18 protein-coding genes are annotated in these 19,076 nt (G+C 68.3%); 7 read left to right on the forward strand and 11 right to left on the reverse strand.

The window, feature by feature from the left end:
- Positions 1 to 8: 8 nt before the first annotated feature.
- The 8 genes from clpB to ASC76_RS18665 form a co-directional block, all read right to left on the reverse strand.
- Positions 9 to 2,621: an ATP-dependent chaperone ClpB gene (gene clpB, locus ASC76_RS18630; protein WP_056469803.1), complete on the reverse strand. Its 2,613-nt coding sequence runs from the start codon at positions 2,619 to 2,621 to the stop codon at positions 9 to 11.
- An 85-nt stretch (positions 2,622 to 2,706) separates the two neighbouring features.
- Positions 2,707 to 3,087 (reverse strand): fluoride efflux transporter CrcB, encoded by a 381-nt coding sequence (crcB, locus tag ASC76_RS18635; RefSeq protein WP_082549279.1) that lies wholly within the window; start codon positions 3,085 to 3,087, stop codon positions 2,707 to 2,709.
- The gene (gene moaE, locus ASC76_RS18640) at positions 3,084 to 3,575 is read right to left on the reverse strand and encodes a molybdopterin synthase catalytic subunit MoaE (RefSeq protein WP_056469806.1); all 492 of its coding nucleotides are present in this window, start codon (positions 3,573 to 3,575) and stop codon (positions 3,084 to 3,086) included. The genes crcB and moaE overlap by 4 nt, the downstream gene beginning before the upstream one ends.
- A 4-nt stretch (positions 3,576 to 3,579) precedes the next feature.
- Positions 3,580 to 3,831 (reverse strand): MoaD/ThiS family protein, encoded by a 252-nt coding sequence (locus ASC76_RS18645; protein ID WP_056471114.1) that lies wholly within the window; start codon positions 3,829 to 3,831, stop codon positions 3,580 to 3,582.
- Complete coding sequence (gene glp, locus ASC76_RS18650; protein WP_056469809.1) at positions 3,828 to 5,063, reverse strand: gephyrin-like molybdotransferase Glp; 1,236 nt, start codon at positions 5,061 to 5,063, stop codon at positions 3,828 to 3,830. The genes ASC76_RS18645 and glp overlap by 4 nt, the downstream gene beginning before the upstream one ends.
- Positions 5,064 to 5,066: 3 nt before the next feature.
- Positions 5,067 to 6,473 (reverse strand): threonine synthase, encoded by a 1,407-nt coding sequence (thrC, locus tag ASC76_RS18655; protein WP_056469816.1) that lies wholly within the window; start codon positions 6,471 to 6,473, stop codon positions 5,067 to 5,069.
- Entirely contained in the window at positions 6,470 to 7,789 is a 1,320-nt protein-coding gene (locus ASC76_RS18660; RefSeq protein ID WP_056469820.1) for a homoserine dehydrogenase, read from the reverse strand. The genes thrC and ASC76_RS18660 overlap by 4 nt, the downstream gene beginning before the upstream one ends.
- 12 nt (positions 7,790 to 7,801) lie before the next feature.
- Complete coding sequence (locus tag ASC76_RS18665; protein ID WP_056469822.1) at positions 7,802 to 9,028, reverse strand: pyridoxal phosphate-dependent aminotransferase; 1,227 nt, start codon at positions 9,026 to 9,028, stop codon at positions 7,802 to 7,804.
- A 72-nt stretch (positions 9,029 to 9,100) separates the two neighbouring features.
- Here ASC76_RS18665 and ASC76_RS18670 point away from each other — a divergent pair, with 72 nt between their 5' ends.
- The 4 genes from ASC76_RS18670 (at position 9,101) to ASC76_RS18685 (ending at position 12,347) form a co-directional block, all read left to right on the forward strand.
- Entirely contained in the window at positions 9,101 to 9,496 is a 396-nt protein-coding gene (locus ASC76_RS18670) for an Mth938-like domain-containing protein (protein ID WP_056469825.1), read from the forward strand.
- A 79-nt stretch (positions 9,497 to 9,575) separates the two neighbouring features.
- The gene (locus tag ASC76_RS18675; RefSeq protein WP_056469829.1) at positions 9,576 to 10,052 is read left to right on the forward strand and encodes a peroxiredoxin; all 477 of its coding nucleotides are present in this window, start codon (positions 9,576 to 9,578) and stop codon (positions 10,050 to 10,052) included.
- Positions 10,053 to 10,239: 187 nt separating this feature from the next.
- Positions 10,240 to 11,907, forward strand: coding sequence for a PhoH family protein (locus ASC76_RS18680; protein ID WP_056469832.1), 1,668 nt, complete (start codon positions 10,240 to 10,242; stop codon positions 11,905 to 11,907).
- On the forward strand, positions 11,907 to 12,347 hold the full coding sequence (locus tag ASC76_RS18685) for a nuclear transport factor 2 family protein (RefSeq protein WP_056469834.1): 441 nt from the start codon (positions 11,907 to 11,909) through the stop codon (positions 12,345 to 12,347). Before ASC76_RS18680 ends, ASC76_RS18685 begins: the two co-directional genes overlap by 1 nt.
- On the opposite strand, the gene ASC76_RS18690 is transcribed toward ASC76_RS18685, so the two are convergent.
- The 3 genes from ASC76_RS18690 to ASC76_RS18700 are packed head-to-tail and all read right to left on the reverse strand — an operon-like array spanning position 12,328 to position 16,526.
- Positions 12,328 to 13,608 carry a serine hydrolase gene (locus tag ASC76_RS18690; protein WP_056469837.1) on the reverse strand — a complete coding sequence of 427 codons (1,281 nt, stop codon included), beginning with the start codon at positions 13,606 to 13,608 and terminating at the stop codon, positions 12,328 to 12,330. The genes ASC76_RS18685 and ASC76_RS18690 overlap by 20 nt on opposite strands.
- A gap of 12 nt (positions 13,609 to 13,620) precedes the next feature.
- Positions 13,621 to 15,522 carry a propionate--CoA ligase gene (locus ASC76_RS18695; protein WP_056469839.1) on the reverse strand — a complete coding sequence of 634 codons (1,902 nt, stop codon included), beginning with the start codon at positions 15,520 to 15,522 and terminating at the stop codon, positions 13,621 to 13,623.
- A gap of 26 nt (positions 15,523 to 15,548) precedes the next feature.
- Positions 15,549 to 16,526, reverse strand: a complete 978-nt coding sequence (locus tag ASC76_RS18700; protein WP_056469841.1) for an MDR family oxidoreductase — start codon at positions 16,524 to 16,526, stop codon at positions 15,549 to 15,551.
- Between the two features lie 35 nt (positions 16,527 to 16,561).
- Here ASC76_RS18700 and ASC76_RS18705 point away from each other — a divergent pair, with 35 nt between their 5' ends.
- Genes ASC76_RS18705 through ASC76_RS18715 form a run of 3 tightly spaced genes read left to right on the forward strand, consistent with a single transcriptional unit; the run spans position 16,562 to position 19,065 of the window.
- Positions 16,562 to 17,359: a C40 family peptidase gene (locus ASC76_RS18705; RefSeq protein ID WP_371262151.1), complete on the forward strand. Its 798-nt coding sequence runs from the start codon at positions 16,562 to 16,564 to the stop codon at positions 17,357 to 17,359.
- Positions 17,360 to 17,407: 48 nt separating this feature from the next.
- Positions 17,408 to 18,529 carry a GTP 3',8-cyclase MoaA gene (gene moaA, locus ASC76_RS18710; RefSeq protein WP_056469846.1) on the forward strand — a complete coding sequence of 374 codons (1,122 nt, stop codon included), beginning with the start codon at positions 17,408 to 17,410 and terminating at the stop codon, positions 18,527 to 18,529.
- A gap of 11 nt (positions 18,530 to 18,540) precedes the next feature.
- Complete coding sequence (locus ASC76_RS18715; protein WP_056469849.1) at positions 18,541 to 19,065, forward strand: GNAT family N-acetyltransferase; 525 nt, start codon at positions 18,541 to 18,543, stop codon at positions 19,063 to 19,065.
- The last annotated feature ends 11 nt before the right edge of the window (positions 19,066 to 19,076 follow it).

Consider the following 19,076-nt stretch of genomic DNA (forward strand, 5'->3'; position numbering starts at 1 on the left):
CGGCGTCGTCAGTGGACGACGCGCTCGAAGCCGAACGCGCCGTCCTCGAAGTCGACCGGGATCACGTCCTTCGGGCCGAAGCGCCCTTCCAGGATCAGCTTGGCGACCGGGTTCTCGATCCGGCGCTGGATCTCGCGCTTCAGGGGCCGCGCGCCGAACACCGGGTCGAAGCCGGCCTTGGCGAGCTCGGCCAGCGCGCGCGGCGAGACGTCGAGCTTCATGTCCATCTTCTCGAGACGCGTCTCCAGCACCTTGAGCTGGATCTTCGCGATCGCCTCGATGTTCTTGATGTCGAGCGCGTGGAACACCACCGCCTCGTCGATCCGGTTCAGGAACTCCGGGCGGAAATGCTGCTTGACCTCGACCCAGACCGCGTCGCGGATCTCTTCGCTCGGCTGGCCGGCCATCTGCATGATCTGGTGCGAACCGAGGTTGCTGGTCATCACGATCACGGTGTTCTTGAAGTCGACCGTGCGGCCCTGGCCGTCGGTCAGGCGGCCATCGTCGAGCACCTGCAGCAGCACGTTGAACACGTCCGGGTGCGCCTTCTCGACCTCGTCGAGCAGCAGCACGCTGTAGGGCTTGCGGCGTACCGCCTCGGTCAGGTAGCCGCCCTCGTCGTAGCCCACGTAGCCGGGCGGCGCGCCGATCAGCCGGCTGACCGAATGCTTCTCCATGAACTCGCTCATGTCGAGGCGGATCAGGTGGTCCTCGCTGTCGAACAGGAAGCCGGCGAGCGCCTTGCACAGCTCGGTCTTGCCGACGCCGGTCGGCCCGAGGAACAGGAACGAGCCGGTCGGGCGGTTCGGGTCGGACAGGCCCGAACGCGAGCGGCGGATCGCGTTGGCGACCGCGGTGATCGCTTCGTCCTGGCCGATCACGCGCTCGTGCAGCTTGCCTTCCATCTGCAACAGCTTTTCGCGGTCACCCTGCATCAGCTTGCTGACCGGGATGCCGGTGGCACGCGCGACGACCTCGGCGATCTCCTCGGCGCCGACGGTGGTGCGCAGCAGTTGCGGCTTGGCGCCACCGCCCTTTCCTTTCCCTTCGGCGCCCTTCCTCGCCTCCTTGGCCTGCGCTTCCTTCAGCGTCTTCTCCAGGTCCGGCAGCTTGCCGTACTGGAGCTCGGCGACCTTGTTGAAGTCGCCCTTGCGCTTCCACTCCTCGATCTGGAACTTGATCCGGTCGATCTCTTCCATCAGGTGCGCGGAGCCCTGCGCAGCGGCCTTCTCGGCCTTCCAGATTTCCTCCAGGTCGGCAGCCTCGCGCTGGACGCGCGCGATCTCTTCCTCGATCAGGCCGAGGCGGCGCTGCGAGGCTTCGTCCTTCTCGCGCGTCACGGCGGCGCGTTCGATCTGCAGCTGGATCAGCCGGCGGTCGAGCTTGTCCATCGCCTCGGGCTTGGAGTCGATCTCGATCCGCACCTTCGAAGCGGCCTCGTCGATCAGGTCGATCGCCTTGTCGGGCAGGAAGCGGTCGGTGATGTAGCGGTGGCTCAGCTCCGCTGCGGCGACGATCGCCGGGTCGGTGATCTCCACGCCGTGGTGGACCTCGTACTTCTGCTGCAGGCCGCGCAGGATCGCGATCGTCGCCTCCACGGTCGGCTCGCCGACCAGGATCTTCTGGAACCGCCGCTCCAGCGCCGCGTCCTTCTCGATGTACTTGCGGTACTCGTCGAGCGTGGTCGCGCCGATGCAGTGCAGTTCGCCGCGCGCCAGCGCGGGCTTGAGCATGTTGCCGGCGTCGATCGCGCCCTCGGCCTTGCCGGCGCCGACCATCGTGTGGATCTCGTCGATGAAGACGATGGTCTGGCCTTCGTCGGCTGCCACTTCCTTCAGCACGCCCTTCAGCCGCTCCTCGAACTCGCCGCGGAACTTGGCCCCGGCCAGCAACAGCGCCATGTCGAGCACCAGCACGCGCTTGTTCTTCAGCGAATCGGGCACCTCGCCGGCGACGATGCGCTGCGCCAGGCCTTCGACGATCGCCGTCTTGCCGACGCCCGGCTCGCCGATCAGCACCGGGTTGTTCTTGGTGCGGCGTTGCAGCACCTGGATCGCGCGGCGGATCTCGTCGTCGCGGCCGATCACCGGGTCGAGCTTGCCCTTGCGGGCCCGCTCGGTCAGGTCGAGCGTGTACTTCTTGAGCGCCTCGCGCTGCCCCTCGGCCTCGGCGTTGTCGACGGTCTGGCCGCCGCGCACCGCCTCGATCGCGGTCTCGAGCGCCTTGCGGGTGAGGCCGTGGCCGCGCGCGATGCCGGCGAGGTCGGTCTTCGCGTCGGCGAGCGCGAGCAGGAACATCTCGCTGGCGATGAACTGATCGCCGCGCTTGCCGGCTTCCTTCTCCGCCGACTGCAGCAGCGACGCGAGGTCGCGGCTCGGCTGCACGACCTGGCCGGAGCCCTGCACCTGCGGCAGGCCCTTGATCGCGACGTCGAGCGCGGTCTTCAGCGCGGCGCTGTTCGCGCCGGCACGGTCGAGCAGCGCCTTCGGGCCGTCGGCCTGCGTGAGCATCGCGGCGAGCACGTGGGCCGGCTCGATGTACGGGTTGTCGTTGGTGACGGCCAGGCTCTGGGCGTCGGCCAGCGCTTCCTGGAACTTGCTGGTGAGTTTGTCGATTCGCATGGGGAAAGTCCTCCGATTGCGTCGGAAATGAGGCAGTCGGATCGATTTTCAAGCGCGGCCCGGCCCGCGCCTTGCGCCCGGTCAATCAGCGGGCGACGATCCAGTAGCCGAGCGCGGCGCAGGCCAGCGAACCCAGCAGATGGGCGGCGCTGTGGCCGAACGCCAGCGCGAACTGGCCGCGGTGCAGCAGCACCAGCGACTCGCCCGAGAACGACGAGAAGGTCGTCAGGCCACCCAGAAACCCGGTGACCAGCAGCAGCCGCAGCAACTCGTTCGGCGTGCGTTCGAACCAGGCGAGCGCCATGCCGATCAACAGACCGCCGACGCAATTGACCAGCAGCGTGCCCAGCGGGAAGCCGGACCACTGTGCATTGAGCCACAGGCCGGCGAGCCAACGTGCCAGGGCGCCGATCGCGGCGCCGACCGAGACGGCCAGGATCTGCAGCCAGGGCAGCGCCGTCGTCACGGCGCGTCCGGCGCGGCGTTGTTGGCCTGGATGCCCCAGCGCGCGATGGCCGCGTCGTCGCTGCTGCGCGCATCGACCCAGCGGGCGCCTTCGGGCGTCTGCTCCTTCTTCCAGAACGGGGCCTGGGTCTTCAGGTAGTCCATCAGGAACTCGCAGGCCTGGAACGCCTGGCCGCGGTGCGCGGACGTGACCGCGACCATCATGATCTGGTCCTGCGGCTGCAGCAGGCCGACGCGGTGGATGACCCGCGCGCCGCGGATCTCGAAGCGGCGCAGGGCCTCGTCGATCATCGCCTCGATCGCACGCTCGGTCATGCCGGGGTAGTGCTCGAGTTCCATCGCGCTGACGCCCTGCCCGTCGTTGCGGTCGCGCACGGTGCCGATGAACGACGCGACCGCGCCGACGGCCGGATCGTCGGCGCGCAGCGCGGCGACCTCGGCACCGAGGTCGAAATCGGCGGTCTGGACGACGACGCGCGCGGCGCTCACCGGCTCAGCCCCCGGTCACCGGCGGGAAGAACGCCAGTTCGGCGCCCTCTTCCACCACCGCCGCCTCGTCGCACAGCACCTGGTTCAAGGCCGTGCGCAACGCCTTGCCGCGCGCGAGTGCGCTCGCGTGCGCACCGCCGCGGCCGATCAGCGCATCGCGCACCGAACCCACGGTGCTGGCGACCGGCGCCTCGATCGTCTCGACCGGCCCCAATGCCTCGCGGATCGACGCGAAGTAGCGCACCGTGAGCTTCATGCCGACCACTCCGCGAAAGACAGGAAATCCACCAGGTCGCCGCGCGCGATCGGCTGGCCGCTCGGCGTGTCGACGACCCCATCGCCCCAGACCGCCGAGGTCAGCACGCCGGAGCTCTGGTTCGGGAACAGGTCGAGCCCGCCGGCCGCGTTGCGGCGCACGCGCAGGAACTCGCGGCGCTTGTCGGGCTTCGGCCAGTCGAAGTCCGCTCGCAGCTTCACCCGCGTCGGTGTCAGCGCCGTCGCGCCCTGCAGCCGCAGCAGCACCGGCCGCACCATCAGCAGGAACGTGATGAAGCTGGACACCGGGTTACCCGGCAGGCCGATGATGTGGGCCGCGCTGCCATCCGGCCGGTTCACCGCGCCGAAGGCCAAAGGCTTGCCGGGCTTGATCGCGATCTGCCACAGCTCGATCCGGCCTTCGGCCTGTACGGCCGGGCGCAGGTGGTCCTCCTCGCCGACCGAGACGCCGCCCGAGGTCACGATCAGGTCGTGACCCTGCGCGGCGCGGCGCAGCGCATCGCGGGTCGCATCGAGCCGGTCGGGCACGATGCCGAGATCGGTGCAGTCGCAACCCAGTGCCTGGATCGCGGCGCGCAAGGTAAAGCGGTTGGAGTTGTAGATCGCGCCGGGCTTGAGCGGTTCGCCGGGCATCGCCAGTTCGTCGCCGGTCGAGAACAGCGCGACGCGCGGACGGCGCGCGACCACCAGCGTGGCGGCACCGACCGTGGCCGCCAGGCCCAAGGCCTGCGGCGTGAGGCGCGCACCGGTGGGCAGCACGGTGGCGCCGGCCTGCACGTCTTCACCGCGGCGGCGGATCCACTGACCGCTGGCGGGCACGGTGTTGATGCGGACCGACTGCTCGACCGCCTCGCACTGCTCCTGCATCACGACCGCGTCCGCGCCGGGCGGCACCTGCGCGCCGGTGAAGATGCGGGCGGCTGTGCCCGGCTGCAGCGGCTCACCGACGACGCCGGCCGGGATGCGCTGGCTCACCGGCAGCAGCGTGCCGGCGGCCGGCACGTCGGCGGCACGCATCGCATAGCCGTCCATCGAGGTGTTGTCCTGCGGCGGCACGTCGAGCGCGGAGCGCACGTCCTGCTGCAGCACGCGGCCGAGCGCGTCGAAGGTGGAGACCGTCTCGTGCGTGGCGGGCGGCAGCGGCGTCACGGCGCCCAGCAGGCGGGCCAGCGCGTCGTCGAGGGTCAGCAGCGGAGCCGGGCCGGGTTTCATGGCTCAGGTGTTCGCGGCGATGAAGGCCTTGACCCGGGCGGCGTCGGCCGGCATCACCTCGAAGCGCTTGGGCAGCTGCTCGATGCCGCGCATCGCGGCGGGCCGGTCCGGTTCGCGGCCGATCGCCGCGACGATGGTCTCGGCGAACTTGGCCGGCAGCGCGGTTTCGAGCACGAGCGTCGGCACGCCCGCCGTCAGGTGCTCGCGCGCGACCTTCAGGCCGTCGGCGGTGTGGGTGTCGATCACCACGCCGAAGCGGCGGTCGGTGTCGCGGATCGTCGCGAGCCGGTCGGCATGGGTGCTGGTGCCCGAGACGAAGCCGTAGCCTTTGATGCGCGCGAATTCGTCCGGCGTGATCGTGAACGCGCCGCGGCGGTCGATCTCGATCTTGAACAGCTCGCGGGTGCGCGCGGCGTCGCGGCCGAGCAGGTCGAACACGAAACGCTCGAAGTTCGACGCCTTCGAGATGTCCATCGACGGGCTCGAGGTCTCGTGCGTCTCGGCGCTGCTGCGCACGCGGTAGGTGCCGGTGCGGAAGAACTCGTCGAGCACGTTGTTCTCGTTGGTCGCGAGCACGAGCTGCCGGATCGGCAGGCCCATCATCCGCGCGACGTGACCGGCGCAGATGTTGCCGAAGTTGCCCGACGGCACCGCGAAAGTCACCTGCTCGGCGTCGTTCTTCGTCGCCTGGAAATAGCCGGCGAAGTAGTAGACGACCTGCGCCAGCAGCCGCGCCCAGTTGATCGAGTTGACCGTGCCGATGCGGTGCTCGCGCTTGAACGCGAGGTCGTTCGAGACCGCCTTGACGATGTCCTGGCAGTCGTCGAACACGCCTTCGACTGCGATGTTGTGGATGTTCGCGTCCTGCAGGCTGAACATCTGCGCCTGCTGGAACGGGCTCATCCGGCCCTTCGGCGACAGCATGAAGACGTTGACACCCTTCTTGCCGCGCATCGCATATTCGGCGGCGCTGCCGGTGTCGCCGGAGGTCGCACCGAGGATGTTGAGCACCTGGTCGCGGCGCGCGAGTTCGTACTCGAACAGGTGGCCGAGCAGCTGCATCGCCATGTCCTTGAACGCCAGCGTCGGGCCGTTGGACAGGGCTTCGAGATAGACGCCGGGCTCGAGCGCGCGCAGCGGCACGATCTCGCGGGTGCCGAACACCTCGGCGGTGTAGGTCTTCGCGACCAGGGCGCGCAGGTCAGCCGGCGGGATGTCGTCGATGTAGAGCGACAGGATCTCGAACGCGAGCTCGTGGTAGGCCAAGCCGCGCCACTTCGCGAGCGTGGCCGCGTCGATCTTCGGGTAGACGACCGGCAGGTACAGCCCGCCGTCCGGCGCCAGGCCTTCGAGCAGGATCTCGCAGAAGTGGCGCTCCGTCTTGTCGCCCCGGGTGCTGATGTACTTCACGACAGTTCTTCCTTGCGGATGCGCACGATCGGCGCGAGCACGGTCGGCAGCGCCTGCATCTGCGCAATCGCCTTGTTCATGCGGCCTTCGACCGTGTCGTGGGTCAGGATGATCACGTCGGTCTGGGCCTCGCCTTCGGCGGATTCACGTTGCAGCAGCGCATCGATCGAGATGTCGCTCTCGGCCAGGATCGCGGTGATGCGGGCCAGCACGCCGGCCTGGTCCTTGACCTGCAGGCGCAGGTAGAAGGCGGTCACGACCTCGTCGATCGACAGGATGCGCGTGTCCTGCAGCGCGCCGGGCTGGAACGCCAGGTGCGGTACGCGGTGGTCGGGGTCGGCGGTGTGCAGACGGGTGATGTCGACCAGATCGGCAATCACGCTCGACGCCGTCGGCTCGGCGCCGGCGCCCTTGCCGTAGTACAGCGTGCTGCCCACCGCATCGCCCTGCACCACCACCGCGTTCATCGCGCCCTCGACGTTCGCGATCAGGCGCTTGGCCGGCACCAGCGTCGGATGAACGCGCAGCTCGATGCCCTCGACGGCGCCGCTGCGGCGCTTGGTGATGCCGAGCAGCTTGATCCGGTAGCCGAGCTGCTCGGCATAGCGGATGTCGGCGGCGTTCAGCTTCGTGATGCCCTCGACATAGGCCTTGTCGAACTGCACCGGCACGCCGAACGCGATCGCGCTCATGATCGTCGCCTTGTGCGCGGCGTCGACGCCTTCGATGTCGAAGGTCGGGTCGGCCTCGGCGTAGCCCAGGCGCTGTGCTTCCTTCAGTACGACGTCAAAGTCCAGGCCCTTGGCACGCATCTCCGACAGGATGAAGTTGGTCGTGCCGTTGATGATGCCGACGACCCACTCGATGCGGTTCGCGGTCAGCCCTTCGCGCAGCGCCTTGATGATCGGGATGCCGCCGGCCACCGCGGCCTCGAACGCGACCATCACGCCGCGCGCCCGTGCCGCCGCGAAGATTTCGGTGCCGTGCACGGCCAGCAACGCCTTGTTGGCGGTGACGACGTGCTTGCCAGCGGCGATCGCCTCGAGCACCAGCTCGCGGGCGATGCCGGTGCCGCCGATCAGCTCGACGACGATGTCGATCGCCGGGTTCGCGATGATCTCGCGGGCATCGGCAACGACGGTCGCGTGCTCGCCGACCAGCGCCTGCGCCTTGGCCACGTCGCGCCGCGACACCATCGTGAGCTGGATGCCGCGGCCGGCGCGGCGGGTGATCTCTTCCTGGTTGCGCCGCAGCACCTCGAACACACCACCGCCGACGGTGCCCAGGCCCATCAGGCCGACTTGGATTGCTTTCATGTCTGTCTCAGGTCAAGCCGAGTGACGCTTGCGGTAGTGCTCGAGGAACTTTGCGATGCGCCCGATCGCCTCGGTCAGGTCGTCGGAATTCGGCAGGAACACGATCCGGAAATGGTCCGGCGTGGCCCAGTTGAAGCCGGTGCCCTGCACGATCAGGACCTTCTGCTCCGACAGCAGGTCGTACGCGAATTGCTGATCGTCATGGATCGGATAGATCTTCGGGTCGAGCTTCGGGAACATGTAGAGCGCCGCCTTCGGCTTGACCACGCTGACGCCCGGGATCGCACTCAGCAGCTCGTACGCCAGGTCGCGCTGGCGGCACAGGCGGCCGGTCGGCGCGACCAGGTCGTTGATGCTCTGGTAGCCGCCGAGCGCGGTCTGGATCGCGAGCTGGCCTGGCGTATTCGCGCACAGCCGCAGCGAGGCCAGCATGTTCAGGCCCTCGATGTAGTCCTTCGCGTGGCGCTTCTCGCCCGAGACCACCATCCACCCGGAGCGGTAGCCGCAGGAGCGGTAGTTCTTCGACAGGCCGTTGACGGTCACGAACAGCACGTCGTCGGCCAGCGACGAGATGCTGGTGTGGGTCTCGCCGTCGTAGAGCGTCTTGTCGTAGATCTCGTCGGCGAACACGATCAGCTGGTGGGTGCGAGCGACCTCGACGATCTCGCGCAGCACGCTCTCGGGGTACAGCGCGCCGGTCGGATTGTTCGGGTTGATCACGACCAGCGCCTTGGTGCGCGGCGTGATCTTCGACTTCATGTGCTCGATGTCGGGCATCCAGCCGGTCGATTCGTCGCACAGGTAATGCACCGGTGTGCCGCCCGACAATCCGACCACGGCGGTGTACAGCGGGTAGTCGGGCGACGGGATCAGCACCTCGTCGCCGTCGTTGAGCAGCGCGTTCATGCCCATCGCGATCAGCTCGGAGGCGCCGTTGCCGAGGTAGACATCGTCGATCGTCACGCCGGCCACGTTCTTCTGCTGCGTGTAATGCACCACCGCCTTGCGCGGCGCGAACAGGCCCTTGCTGTCCGTGTAGCCCGCCGTGTGCGGCATGTTGCGGATCATGTCCTGCACGATCTCGTCGGGCGGCTCCAGGCCGAACGCGGCGACGTTGCCGATGTTCAGCTTGATGATCTTCTGGCCCTCTTCCTCCATCTGGCGGGCCTTGTCGAGCACCGGGCCGCGGATGTCGTAGGCGACGTTGGCGAGCTTGCTCGACTTGACGATGGGTTTCAAAAAGGCCTCCGGGAACGTTTGCTGCACTGCAGAACCTACAATTTTGGCACACGGGTTCCCCACGTCTTCGCCATGAAACTCCAAGCCGATCGCATCGAAGGTCAGAACGCCATCGCCCGCCACGGCCCGGGCGGCGTGCTGGTGAACGGCGTCGAGCACCGCCACAGCGTCGTGGTGCCGTGGTCGGGCGACGTGGTGCGCTGGCCGGTCGACGGGTTCGACGCGCTGACCGACCTGCATTTCGAGGCGCTGGCCGCGCTGGCGCCGGAACTGGTGATCTTCGGGAGCGGCTCGAGAATTCGATTTCCCAAGCCGGCACTGCTGAAGCCGCTGATCGGCCGCCGCATCGGCATCGAGACGATGGACACCGCCGCAGCGTGTCGCACCTACAACGTCCTGCTCGCAGAAGGCCGCTCGGTCGTGGCCGCGCTGCTGTTCGAGCTGCCAAGCGGCGCGGCTCCGGCGTGACTGGGGGGATCGGCGCGGCGTCCGCACCGCTTATAATCTGCGGCTACGCCTGCCCCGGCGCAACCAATCAGAATACTCCATGACGCCAGCCCTCAACAAACCCCTCCCGGAATTTGAAGCGCTCGCAACCGGCGGCATCAAGTTCACGCCCCAGGCGTACGCCGGCAAGATCGTCGTTCTGTATTTTTACCCGAAGGACAATACCCCTGGTTGCACCACCGAGGCGATGCAGTTCCGCGACCACCACAAGGAGTTCGTGAAGAACGGTGCGGTCGTGTTCGGGGTCTCGCGCGACAACATGGCCTCGCATGACAAGTTCAAGCAGAGCCTCGAACTGCCCTTCGAGCTGATCGCCGACACCGAAGAGAAGCTGTGCCACATGTTCGGCGTGGTCAAGAACAAGATCATGTACGGCAAGAAGGTCAAGGGCATCGAGCGCAGCACCTTCCTGATCGACGGCCATGGCGTGCTCAAGGGCGAGTGGCGCGGCCTCAAGGTGGCGGGCCATGTCGAGGAGGTGCTGAAGGAAGTCAAGGCGCTGAAGAAGGCCGGCTGAGGCGTCTCGCCCCCGGAAAAAGCCGGCCGCGCGCCGGCTTTTTCCGGGGGCGTTCGCGGCGCGGTACGGCAAGCGAACTTGTGCATAATGGTCCGCATGGCCGACAGTCTCGAACTGCGCAACCCCACCAAGCCGCACAGCCGACTGTGCGGCTTTTTTGTTTTCTGACAGCCACCCATCACCACCGATGCCACTGCCCAAGCCGCCTGCCCAACGAGCCTCCCTCCTCAGTGCCGCCGACTTCGACTCCCAGTCGGCCCCCCAGCGCGGCAAACGCCCCCAGAAGACCCGCGCAGCAGTCGAGCCCCATGCCCCCGCCGTCGTCGAGCTGTACGACGCGGCCCCACCGACCGGCGCAGCGATCGCCAAGTCGGTGCCGGTCATTCCTGCCAAGCCGGTGGTCGCACCGCGCAAGCCGCAGCCCGAGACGCGGGCCCGCAAGCCGCGCGGCAACGGCCCGGCGACGCTGTTCGTGCTCGACACCAACGTGCTGATGCACGACCCGACCTCGTTGTTCCGCTTCGAGGAACACGACATCTACCTGCCGATGATCACGCTCGAAGAGCTGGACGGCCACAAGCGCGGCATGACCGAGGTCTCGCGCAACGCGCGCCAGGTCAGCCGCGAGCTCGACGCGCTGGCGGCGAGCATGCCGACGCGCGATTCGTCGGGCATGTCCGAAGGCCTGCCGTTGAACCGCACCGGGCACCGCGAGGCCGGCGGCAAGCTGTTCTTCCAGACCAATCTGATCAACGTCACGCTGCCCGCCGGGCTGCCCCAGGGCAAGGCCGACAACCAGATCCTGGGCGTCGTGCAGGCGCTGCGCGAGCAGCAGCCGGGCCGCGACGTGGTGCTGGTGTCCAAAGACATCAACATGCGCATCAAGGCGCGTGCCCTGGCCCTGCCGGCCGAGGACTACCTGAACGACATGACGCTGGAGGACGGCGACCTGCTCTATACCGGCGTGCTGCCGCTGCCGGCCGATTTTTGGGACAAGCACGGCAAGACGATGGAGAGCTGGCAGCAGGGCGGCCTCACCTACTACCGCATCAGCGGGCCGATGGTGCCGGTGCTGCTGATCAACCAGTTCGTCTACCTCGAGGCGCCGGGCGCCGCATCGCTGTACGCCAAGGTCACCGAGATCACCGGCAAGACCGCGGTGCTGCGCACGCTGAAGGAATACACCCACCAGAAGAACGCCGTCTGGGGCGTGACCGCGCGCAACCGCGAGCAGAACTTCGCGCTGAACCTGCTGATGGACCCGGACTGCGACTTCATCACCCTCACCGGCACGGCCGGCACCGGCAAGACGCTGATGACGCTGGCCGCCGGCCTGAGCCAGGTGATGGACGACCGCCGCTACACCGAGATCATCGTGACGCGCGTGACCGTGCCGGTCGGCGAGGACATCGGCTTCCTGCCCGGCACCGAGGAAGAGAAAATGAGCCCGTGGATGGGCGCGCTCGACGACAACCTCGAGGTGCTGTCCAAGACCGACGGTGGCGCCGGCGAATGGGGCCGCGCGGCCACCAACGACCTGGTGCGCTCGAAGATCAAGATCAAGTCGCTGAACTTCATGCGTGGCCGCACCTTCCTGAACAAGTTCGTGATCATCGACGAGGCGCAGAACCTGACGCCCAAGCAGATGAAGACGCTGATCACCCGCGCCGGCCCCGGCACGAAGATCGTCTGCCTCGGCAACCTCGCGCAGATCGACACGCCCTACCTCACCGAAGGCAGCTCGGGCCTGACCTTCGCAGTCGACCGCTTCAAGGGCTGGCCGCATTCGGGCCACGTCACGCTGGCGCGCGGCGAGCGTTCGCGCCTGGCCGACTTCGCCTCCGAGGTGCTCTGATGCTCGCGAGCGCGCCGCATCCGGCCGCGGTCACGGCGACGCTGGTCACCTGGCACCGCATGGTCGTGTCCGGCGACCTGGCCGACCTGCCGTCGCTGCTGCACGCCGATGCCACCTTCCGCTCGCCGATGGCGTTCAAGCCCTATGAGAGCGCGAAGGCGGTGAACCTGATCCTGACGACCGTGCTGGGCGTGTTCGAGGACTTCGCGTACCACCGCGAACTGGCGACCGACGACGGGCTGAACGCGGTGCTCGAGTTCAGTGCTCGCGTCGGCGACAAGCAGCTCAAGGGCATCGACCTGATCCGGTTCGACAGCGAGGGCAAGATCGTCGACTTCGAGGTGATGATCCGTCCGCTCAGCGGCCTGCAGGCTTTGGGCGAGCAGATGGGTCAGCGCATCGGCCCGCTGCTCGCGGCGTTCAAGAATCCGTCGCCATGAGGTGCTTGGCCAGGGCGTGATACGCCGGCAGCGTGGTCGGATCGATCCCCAGGTTGCCGGCGATGTGGTGCGACGCGAAACGCGCGATCACCATGCCGGCGGTCGGATCGATGTAGACGCCTTGCCCGTGAATGCCGCGCGCGCAGTAGGCGCCGTGCTCGTTGTGCGTGACCCACCACATGTTGCGGTAGCTGGCGCCCGGTAGCGTGACGTAACCGGCCTGCACGAAGTGCTGCGGATCGGCGCCGCGGCGGATGTCCTCGATCGCCGCGACCGGCACGACCTGGCGGCCGTTCCAGAAACCGTCGTTGCGCAGCATCTGGCCGAAGCGGGCCAGGTCGCGCAGGCAGCAGTTGAAGCCGCCGCCGGCGAATTCGGTGCCGGTGCTGTCGACCATCAGGTAGCCGTCCTGCTCGACGCCGAGCTGCGACCAGATCCGCTGCTGCAGCAGATCGCCGAGCGGCAGGCCGGTGACGCGCCGCAAGACCCAGCCGAGCACGTCGGTGTTGACGGTCTTGTACGAGAACGCGTGGCCGTGCGGCCCGTCCTGCTTCAGCGTGCCGAGGAACTCGTAGAAGCTGCCCGGGCCGACCTGCTCCGGCACGCGGGGCAAGATGCCGCCGGCGCGGCCATGCAGCCAGATGCCGGCGTCCGGATCGGTGTAGTCCTCGGAGTAGTGGATCGAGGTCGTCATGTCGAGCACCTGGCGCAGCGTCGCGTTGCCCAGGCCGCTTCCTTCCAGCTCCGGCACGTAGGCGCTGACAGGGGCCTGCGGATCGATCCGCCCTTCCTCGATCAGCGAGGCGGCGATCAGCCCGAAGAACGACTTGGTCACCGACCACGCGATGTGCGGCCGCTGCGCGTCGAGCGCGCCGAAGTACCGCTCGTAGACGATCCGACCGCGGTGCAGCACGACGATGCCGTCGGTGTAGTTCGCGTCGAGCGACTGCGCCCAGGTCATCGTGTCGCTGCGGCCGATCGGCGTGAACGTGACGGCGTCGAGGTCGTCGCGGTCGGCGCGCGGCAGCACGCAGACCGGCTCGGTGCCGCGCCAGACATTGGTCGTCGGCACCAGGCGGCGAATGTTCGACTGGGCCCAGCGCAGCTTCGGGAAGGTGTACATGCTGCCGTCGTCGAAGCGCACCTGCTTCTCGGGCGGCGGCGGCGAGCCCTGCATCCAGCCCAGCACATTCGGGTCGCTGGCGGCAGCGTTCAGCGGCTCGGTCGGGAGGATGGGCGTGCTCGCCTTGGCGTCGGTCATCGATCGGTCCGGTCAGGTGGGTGGGTCGACGAGCAGCTTGATCTGCTGCAACGCGCCCGGATCGTCCATTGTCGTCAGATCGCCCGGGTCGCGCTTCTCGCAGACCGCCTGGATCGCGCGGCGCAGCATCTTGCCCGAGCGGGTCTTCGGCAGCAGCGCGACGAGGAAGACGCGCGCCGGCCGCGCCAGCGCCCCGAGTTGGCCGTCGACGGTCTTCATGATGTCGCCTTCGAGTTTCAGGCGGGCCGCCTTGTCGTCGAGACCGGTCGCGTCCTTGGCGATCACGAACGCCATCGCGACCTGGCCCTTCAGCGCGTCGGCGACGCCGACGACGGCGACTTCGGCCACGTTCGGGTGGCTGGAGATGCTTTCCTCGATCTCGCGCGTGCCCAGACGGTGCCCGGCGACGTTGATCACGTCGTCGGTGCGGCCAAGAATGAAGAAGTAGCCGTCCGAGTCACGGATGCCCCAGTCGAAGGTGCTGTACAGCTGGCGGCCCGGAATGTCGCTCCAGTAGGTCTTGACGAATCGCTCGTCGTCGCGCCACACCGTCTGCATGCAGCCCGGCGGCAACGGGCCGGCGATCGCGAGCACGCCCTTGCGGCCGGGCTCGGTGATCTCGGCGCCGGTCGATTCGTCGATCACCTTGACGTCGTAGCCGTACATTGCGAAACCGGGGCTGCCGAACTTGCTAGGCAGCGGCTCGACCCCGTTGGCGATCGTCAGGATCGGCCAGCCGGATTCGGTCTGCCAGTAGTTGTCGATGATCGGCTTGCGCAGCGCCTGCGAGATCCAGGTCGCCGTCGGTTCGTCGAGCGGCTCGCCGGCGAGGAACAGCGCGCGCAGCGAGCTCAAGTCGCACGACGCCATCAGCGCCGGATCCTGCTTCTTCAGCACCCGGATCGCGGTCGGCGAACTGAACATCACGTTGACGCGGTACTTCTCGACGAGCTGCCACCAGATGCCGGCATCGGGTCGGGTCGGCAACCCCTCGTACAGGACGGTCGCCATGCCGGCGATCAGCGGTCCGTAGACGATGTAGCTGTGGCCGACGACCCAACCGATGTCGCTGGTGCAGAAGTAGGTCTCGCCCGGTGCGCCCCGGAAGATGTGCTTCATGCTCGCGGCCAGCGCGACCGCGTAGCCGCCGGTGTCGCGCTGCACGCCCTTGGGCTTGCCGGTCGTGCCGCTGGTGTAGAGCGTGTAGCTCGGCGCGGTCGCGTCCAGCCACACGCACGGCACCACCGTGTCGAGGTGCTGTTCGCGCAACGCGGCGTAGTCGACATCGCGCCCGGCGACGCGCGCCATCGGCGCGAGGCCGCGGTCGACCAGCAGCACTTTCGCGGGCTGGTAAGTCGCCAGAAGGATCGCCTCGTCCAGCAGCGGCTTGTACGGGATGACCTTGCCGGAGCGGCTGCCGGCATCGGCGCTGACGATGACGGTCGGCTGCGCATCGTCGATCCGGCTCGCCAGGCTGCCGCTGGCGAAGCCGCCGAACACCACCGAGTGGATCGCGCCAATGCGCGCGCAGGCGAGCATCGCGAACGCGGCGGGCGCGACCATCGGCATGTAGATCAGCACGCGGTCGCCCTGCTTCACGCCCAGCGCGAGCAGGCAGGCGGCCATGCGCTGCACCTCGGCATGCAGTTCGCAATAGCTGTAGACGCGTTCCTCGTCGGTCTCGGTCGAGACGGCAATCAGCGCGTTCTGTTCGGCGCGCTCGGCGAGGTGCCGGTCGACGGCGTTGTGACACAGGTTGGTCTGCCCACCGACGAACCACCTGGCGAACGGCGGGCGGCTGTAGTCGCACACCTGGTCGAACGGGCGATGCCAGTCGATCAGTTGCGCCTGTTCAGTCCAGAAGCCGTCGCGGTCATCGAGAGAGCGGCGATGGAAGTCGGCGTAGCGGGTCATCGTTCGAGGCCTTGCTGATGCGGAACTCAGATCTTGACGACGATCCGCCCGCGCACCTTGCCTTGCATCAAGCCTTGCGCCTTGGCGATCGTCTGGTCGAGCGGCACGACCTCGGTGATCGCGGCGAGGCGGGCCGGGTCGAGGTCCGTCGCAAGGCGCGCCCAGGCCTCGCGGCGCGCCCCGATCGGCGCCATCACGCTGTCGACGCCGGCCAGCGTGACGCCGCGCAGGATGAACGGCATCACCGTGCCGGGCAGGTCGAAGCCCTGCGCGAGCCCGCAGGCCGCGACCACGCCGCCGTAGCGCGTCTGCGCCAGTGCGTTGACCAGCGTGTGGCTGCCGACCGCGTCGACCACGGCACGCCAGCGCTCCTTCTGCAGGGGCTTGCCGGGCGCAGCCAGTTCGGCGCGATCGATCACCTCCGCGGCACCGAGCGCGCGCAGGTAGTCGGCCTCGCTCGCCTTGCCGGTGGCGGCGGTCACGCGGTGGCCGAGCCGGCTCAACAAGGCAACCGCCACGCTGCCGACGCCGCCGGTGGCGCCCGTCACCAGCACGTCGCCGTCACCGGGCGCCAGCCCGTGCCTTTCGAGGGCGAGCACGCACAGCATCGCGGTGTAGCCCGCCGTGCCGATCGCCATCGCCTGCTCGGTCGAGAACGCGGTGGGTAGTGCGACCAGCCCGTCGCCCAGCAGCCGGGCCCGCTCGCCCAGGCAACCCCACCGCGTCTCGCCGACGCCCCAGCCGTTGTGGACCACCCGGTCGCCGGGCTTCCACGCCGGGTGGCTGCTTTCGAGCACGACGCCCGCCCCGTCGATCCCCGCGACCATCGGCCACTGCCTGACGACCGGGCTCTTGTTGGTGATGGCCAGCGCGTCCTTGTAGTTGAGCGTCGAATGCTCGACCTGGATCAGCACGTCGCCAGGCGGCAGTCCCGCCTCGTCGACCGACCGGAGCGACGCCTGGAACCCCGCATCCGACTTTTCGAGCAGCACAGCCTTGAACATTGGTGACTCCCCCACAGAAGACGGCACGATAGCGCATGCAGACGACACTTGCCGACAGCCGGTCCGGCGCGCGACGCGATCTCCGTTTCGCATCACAAAACTCGCGCAAGTGCTTGTCTTACAAGACGTTTCTTCGGTTGACTACACGGAGTTGCGTCCGTATCCTGCGCGCAATGCTGAAAACCCGGCCCCGATTCGCGCGTCTTGCGCGACGCTCCCTTCTCTGCTTGGTCGTGGCCGGCTCGGTGAGCGCCGCGCGGGCGGCCCCGGCGGATTCGGCGCCGCAACCGCCAGCCGCTGCGGCATCAGCCACCGCCGCCGCCGATGCGGTCAGCCGCTTTCTCGCAGACAAGGGGTTGATCAACGCCTCGGCGATCGGCGTCAGCGGGCCCGGCCTGGTCAGCCAGGTGCGCGACAAGGCCGCGGACATGGTGCTGACGGCGATGAACTTCCTTGGCGTGCGCTACAAGCGCGGCGGCAACGACGCCGACGTCGGCTTCGACTGCAGCGGCTTCACCCGCCAGGTGTTCGAATCCAGCCTCGGCCTGGTGCTGCCCCGCCGTGCCGACGAGCAGGCCAAGGCCGCTGGTCTCGTGACCGTCAAGAAGGACGAACTTCAGCCGGGCGATCTGGTGTTCTTCAACACGCTGCGCCGCACCTTCTCGCACGTCGGGATCTATGTCGGCGACGGCAAGTTCATCCATTCACCCAAGCCGGGCGGCGAGGTTCGGGTCGAGAGCATGAACTTCGCCTACTGGGCCAAGCGTTTCACCGGTGCCCGCCGCGCCGAACCCCTCTCGGAGCCGGCGGCCACGGAGCCGCGCCAGCGCTGAGCCGCCCCACCGGCCGCACGGCCCGGGCGGCGCAGGCACAATCGCGGCATGACCGAGAGAAACGTCATCCCGCTCGCCGACCACCGCTACGCCGCGCGCGTTCCCCGCGTACCGCTCGGTGCGCCCGAGCCGAACGGCCTGCTCGGCGACACGCTCGGGCGCCCGTTGCGCGACCTGCGCATCTCCGTGACCGACCGCTGCAACTTCCGCTGCAGCTACTGCATGCCGAAGGAGGTGTTCGACAAGCAGTACGCCTTCCTGCCGCACTCGTCGCTGCTGAGCTTCGAGGAGATCACCCGCACGGCACGGCTGTTCGTCGCTCACGGCGTGCGCAAGATCAGGCTGACCGGCGGCGAACCGCTGTTGCGCAAGAACCTCGAGGTGCTGGTCGGCATGCTGGCCGCGCTGCGCACGCCTGACGGGGCGCCGCTCGACCTGACGCTGACGACCAACGGCTCGGTGCTGGCGCGCAAGGCGCAGGCACTGAAGGACGCCGGGTTGCAGCGCGTCACCGTCAGCCTCGATGCGCTCGACGATGCGATCTTCCGTCGCATGAACGACGCCGACTTCCCGGTCCACGAGGTGCTCGAGGGCCTGGAAGCCGCGCAGCGCGTCGGGCTCGGCCCGATCAAGGTCAACATGGTCGTCAAGCGCGGCACCAACGACGACCAGATCCTGCCGATGGCGCGCCATTTCAAAGGCACCGGCGTCGTGCTCAGGTTCATCGAGTACATGGATGTCGGCGCGACCAACGGCTGGCGAATGGACGAGGTGCTGCCGTCGGCCCAGGTCGTCGAACGCATCCATGCGAAGCTGCCGCTGGAGGCGGCGCAGGCCACCGTGCTCGGCGAGACGGCCGAGCGCTGGCGCTACGCGGACGGTGGCGGCGAGATCGGCGTGATCTCGAGCGTCACGCAGGCGTTCTGTGCCGATTGCAACCGGGCCCGGCTGTCGACCGAAGGCAAGCTGTTCCTGTGCCTGTTCGCCAGCCAGGGCCACGACCTGCGCGCGTTGCTGCGCGGCGATTACACCGACGCGCAGATCGCTGCCGCGATCGGGTTGATCTGGCAGCAGCGCGACGACCGCTACTCCGAACTGCGCAGCGCGGGCGGCGCGCCGACCGGCGACGGCGGCGAGCGCCGCGTCGAGATGCACTACATCGGCGGCTGACCGGTGCGGCGATGACCGGCGAGCCGATCACGATCCGCCCGCTGCTGGTCGAGGAACTGGGCGCCTACAAGGCCCTGCGCGACACGATACTGGCCGAGCATCCGAGCGCGTTCACCTCGGACGCGGCCGAGTCGGTCGGGCGCGCGGCCGACAGCTACCGCGACCGCCTCGGGCTCGATCGACCTCGCGGCGGTCACTTCACCCTCGGCGCCTGGGACGGCGACACGCTGGTCGGCGCGATCAGCTGCGAGCGCGAGAACCGCATCAAGGTCCGCCATGTGGGGCACCTGATCGGCATGATGGTGCGCAGCGATGCGCAGGGGCGTGGCGTCGGCCGCGCGTTGCTGAACGAGTGCATCGCGGCGGCGCGGCGCGCCGGCGGTCTGGAGATGCTGACGCTGACCGTCACCGCGGGCAACGCCCCGGCGATCGCGCTGTACGAAAGCGTCGGCTTCGAGCGCTACGGCAGCCTGCCGCGCGCGATCCGCGTCGGCGACACCTACTACACCAAGGACCAGATGGTGCTGGTGCTGTAGGTGCCGGGCCG

The sequence above is a fragment of the Rhizobacter sp. Root404 genome (assembly GCF_001425865.1).
GTDB lineage: Bacteria > Pseudomonadota > Gammaproteobacteria > Burkholderiales > Burkholderiaceae_C > LMDS01.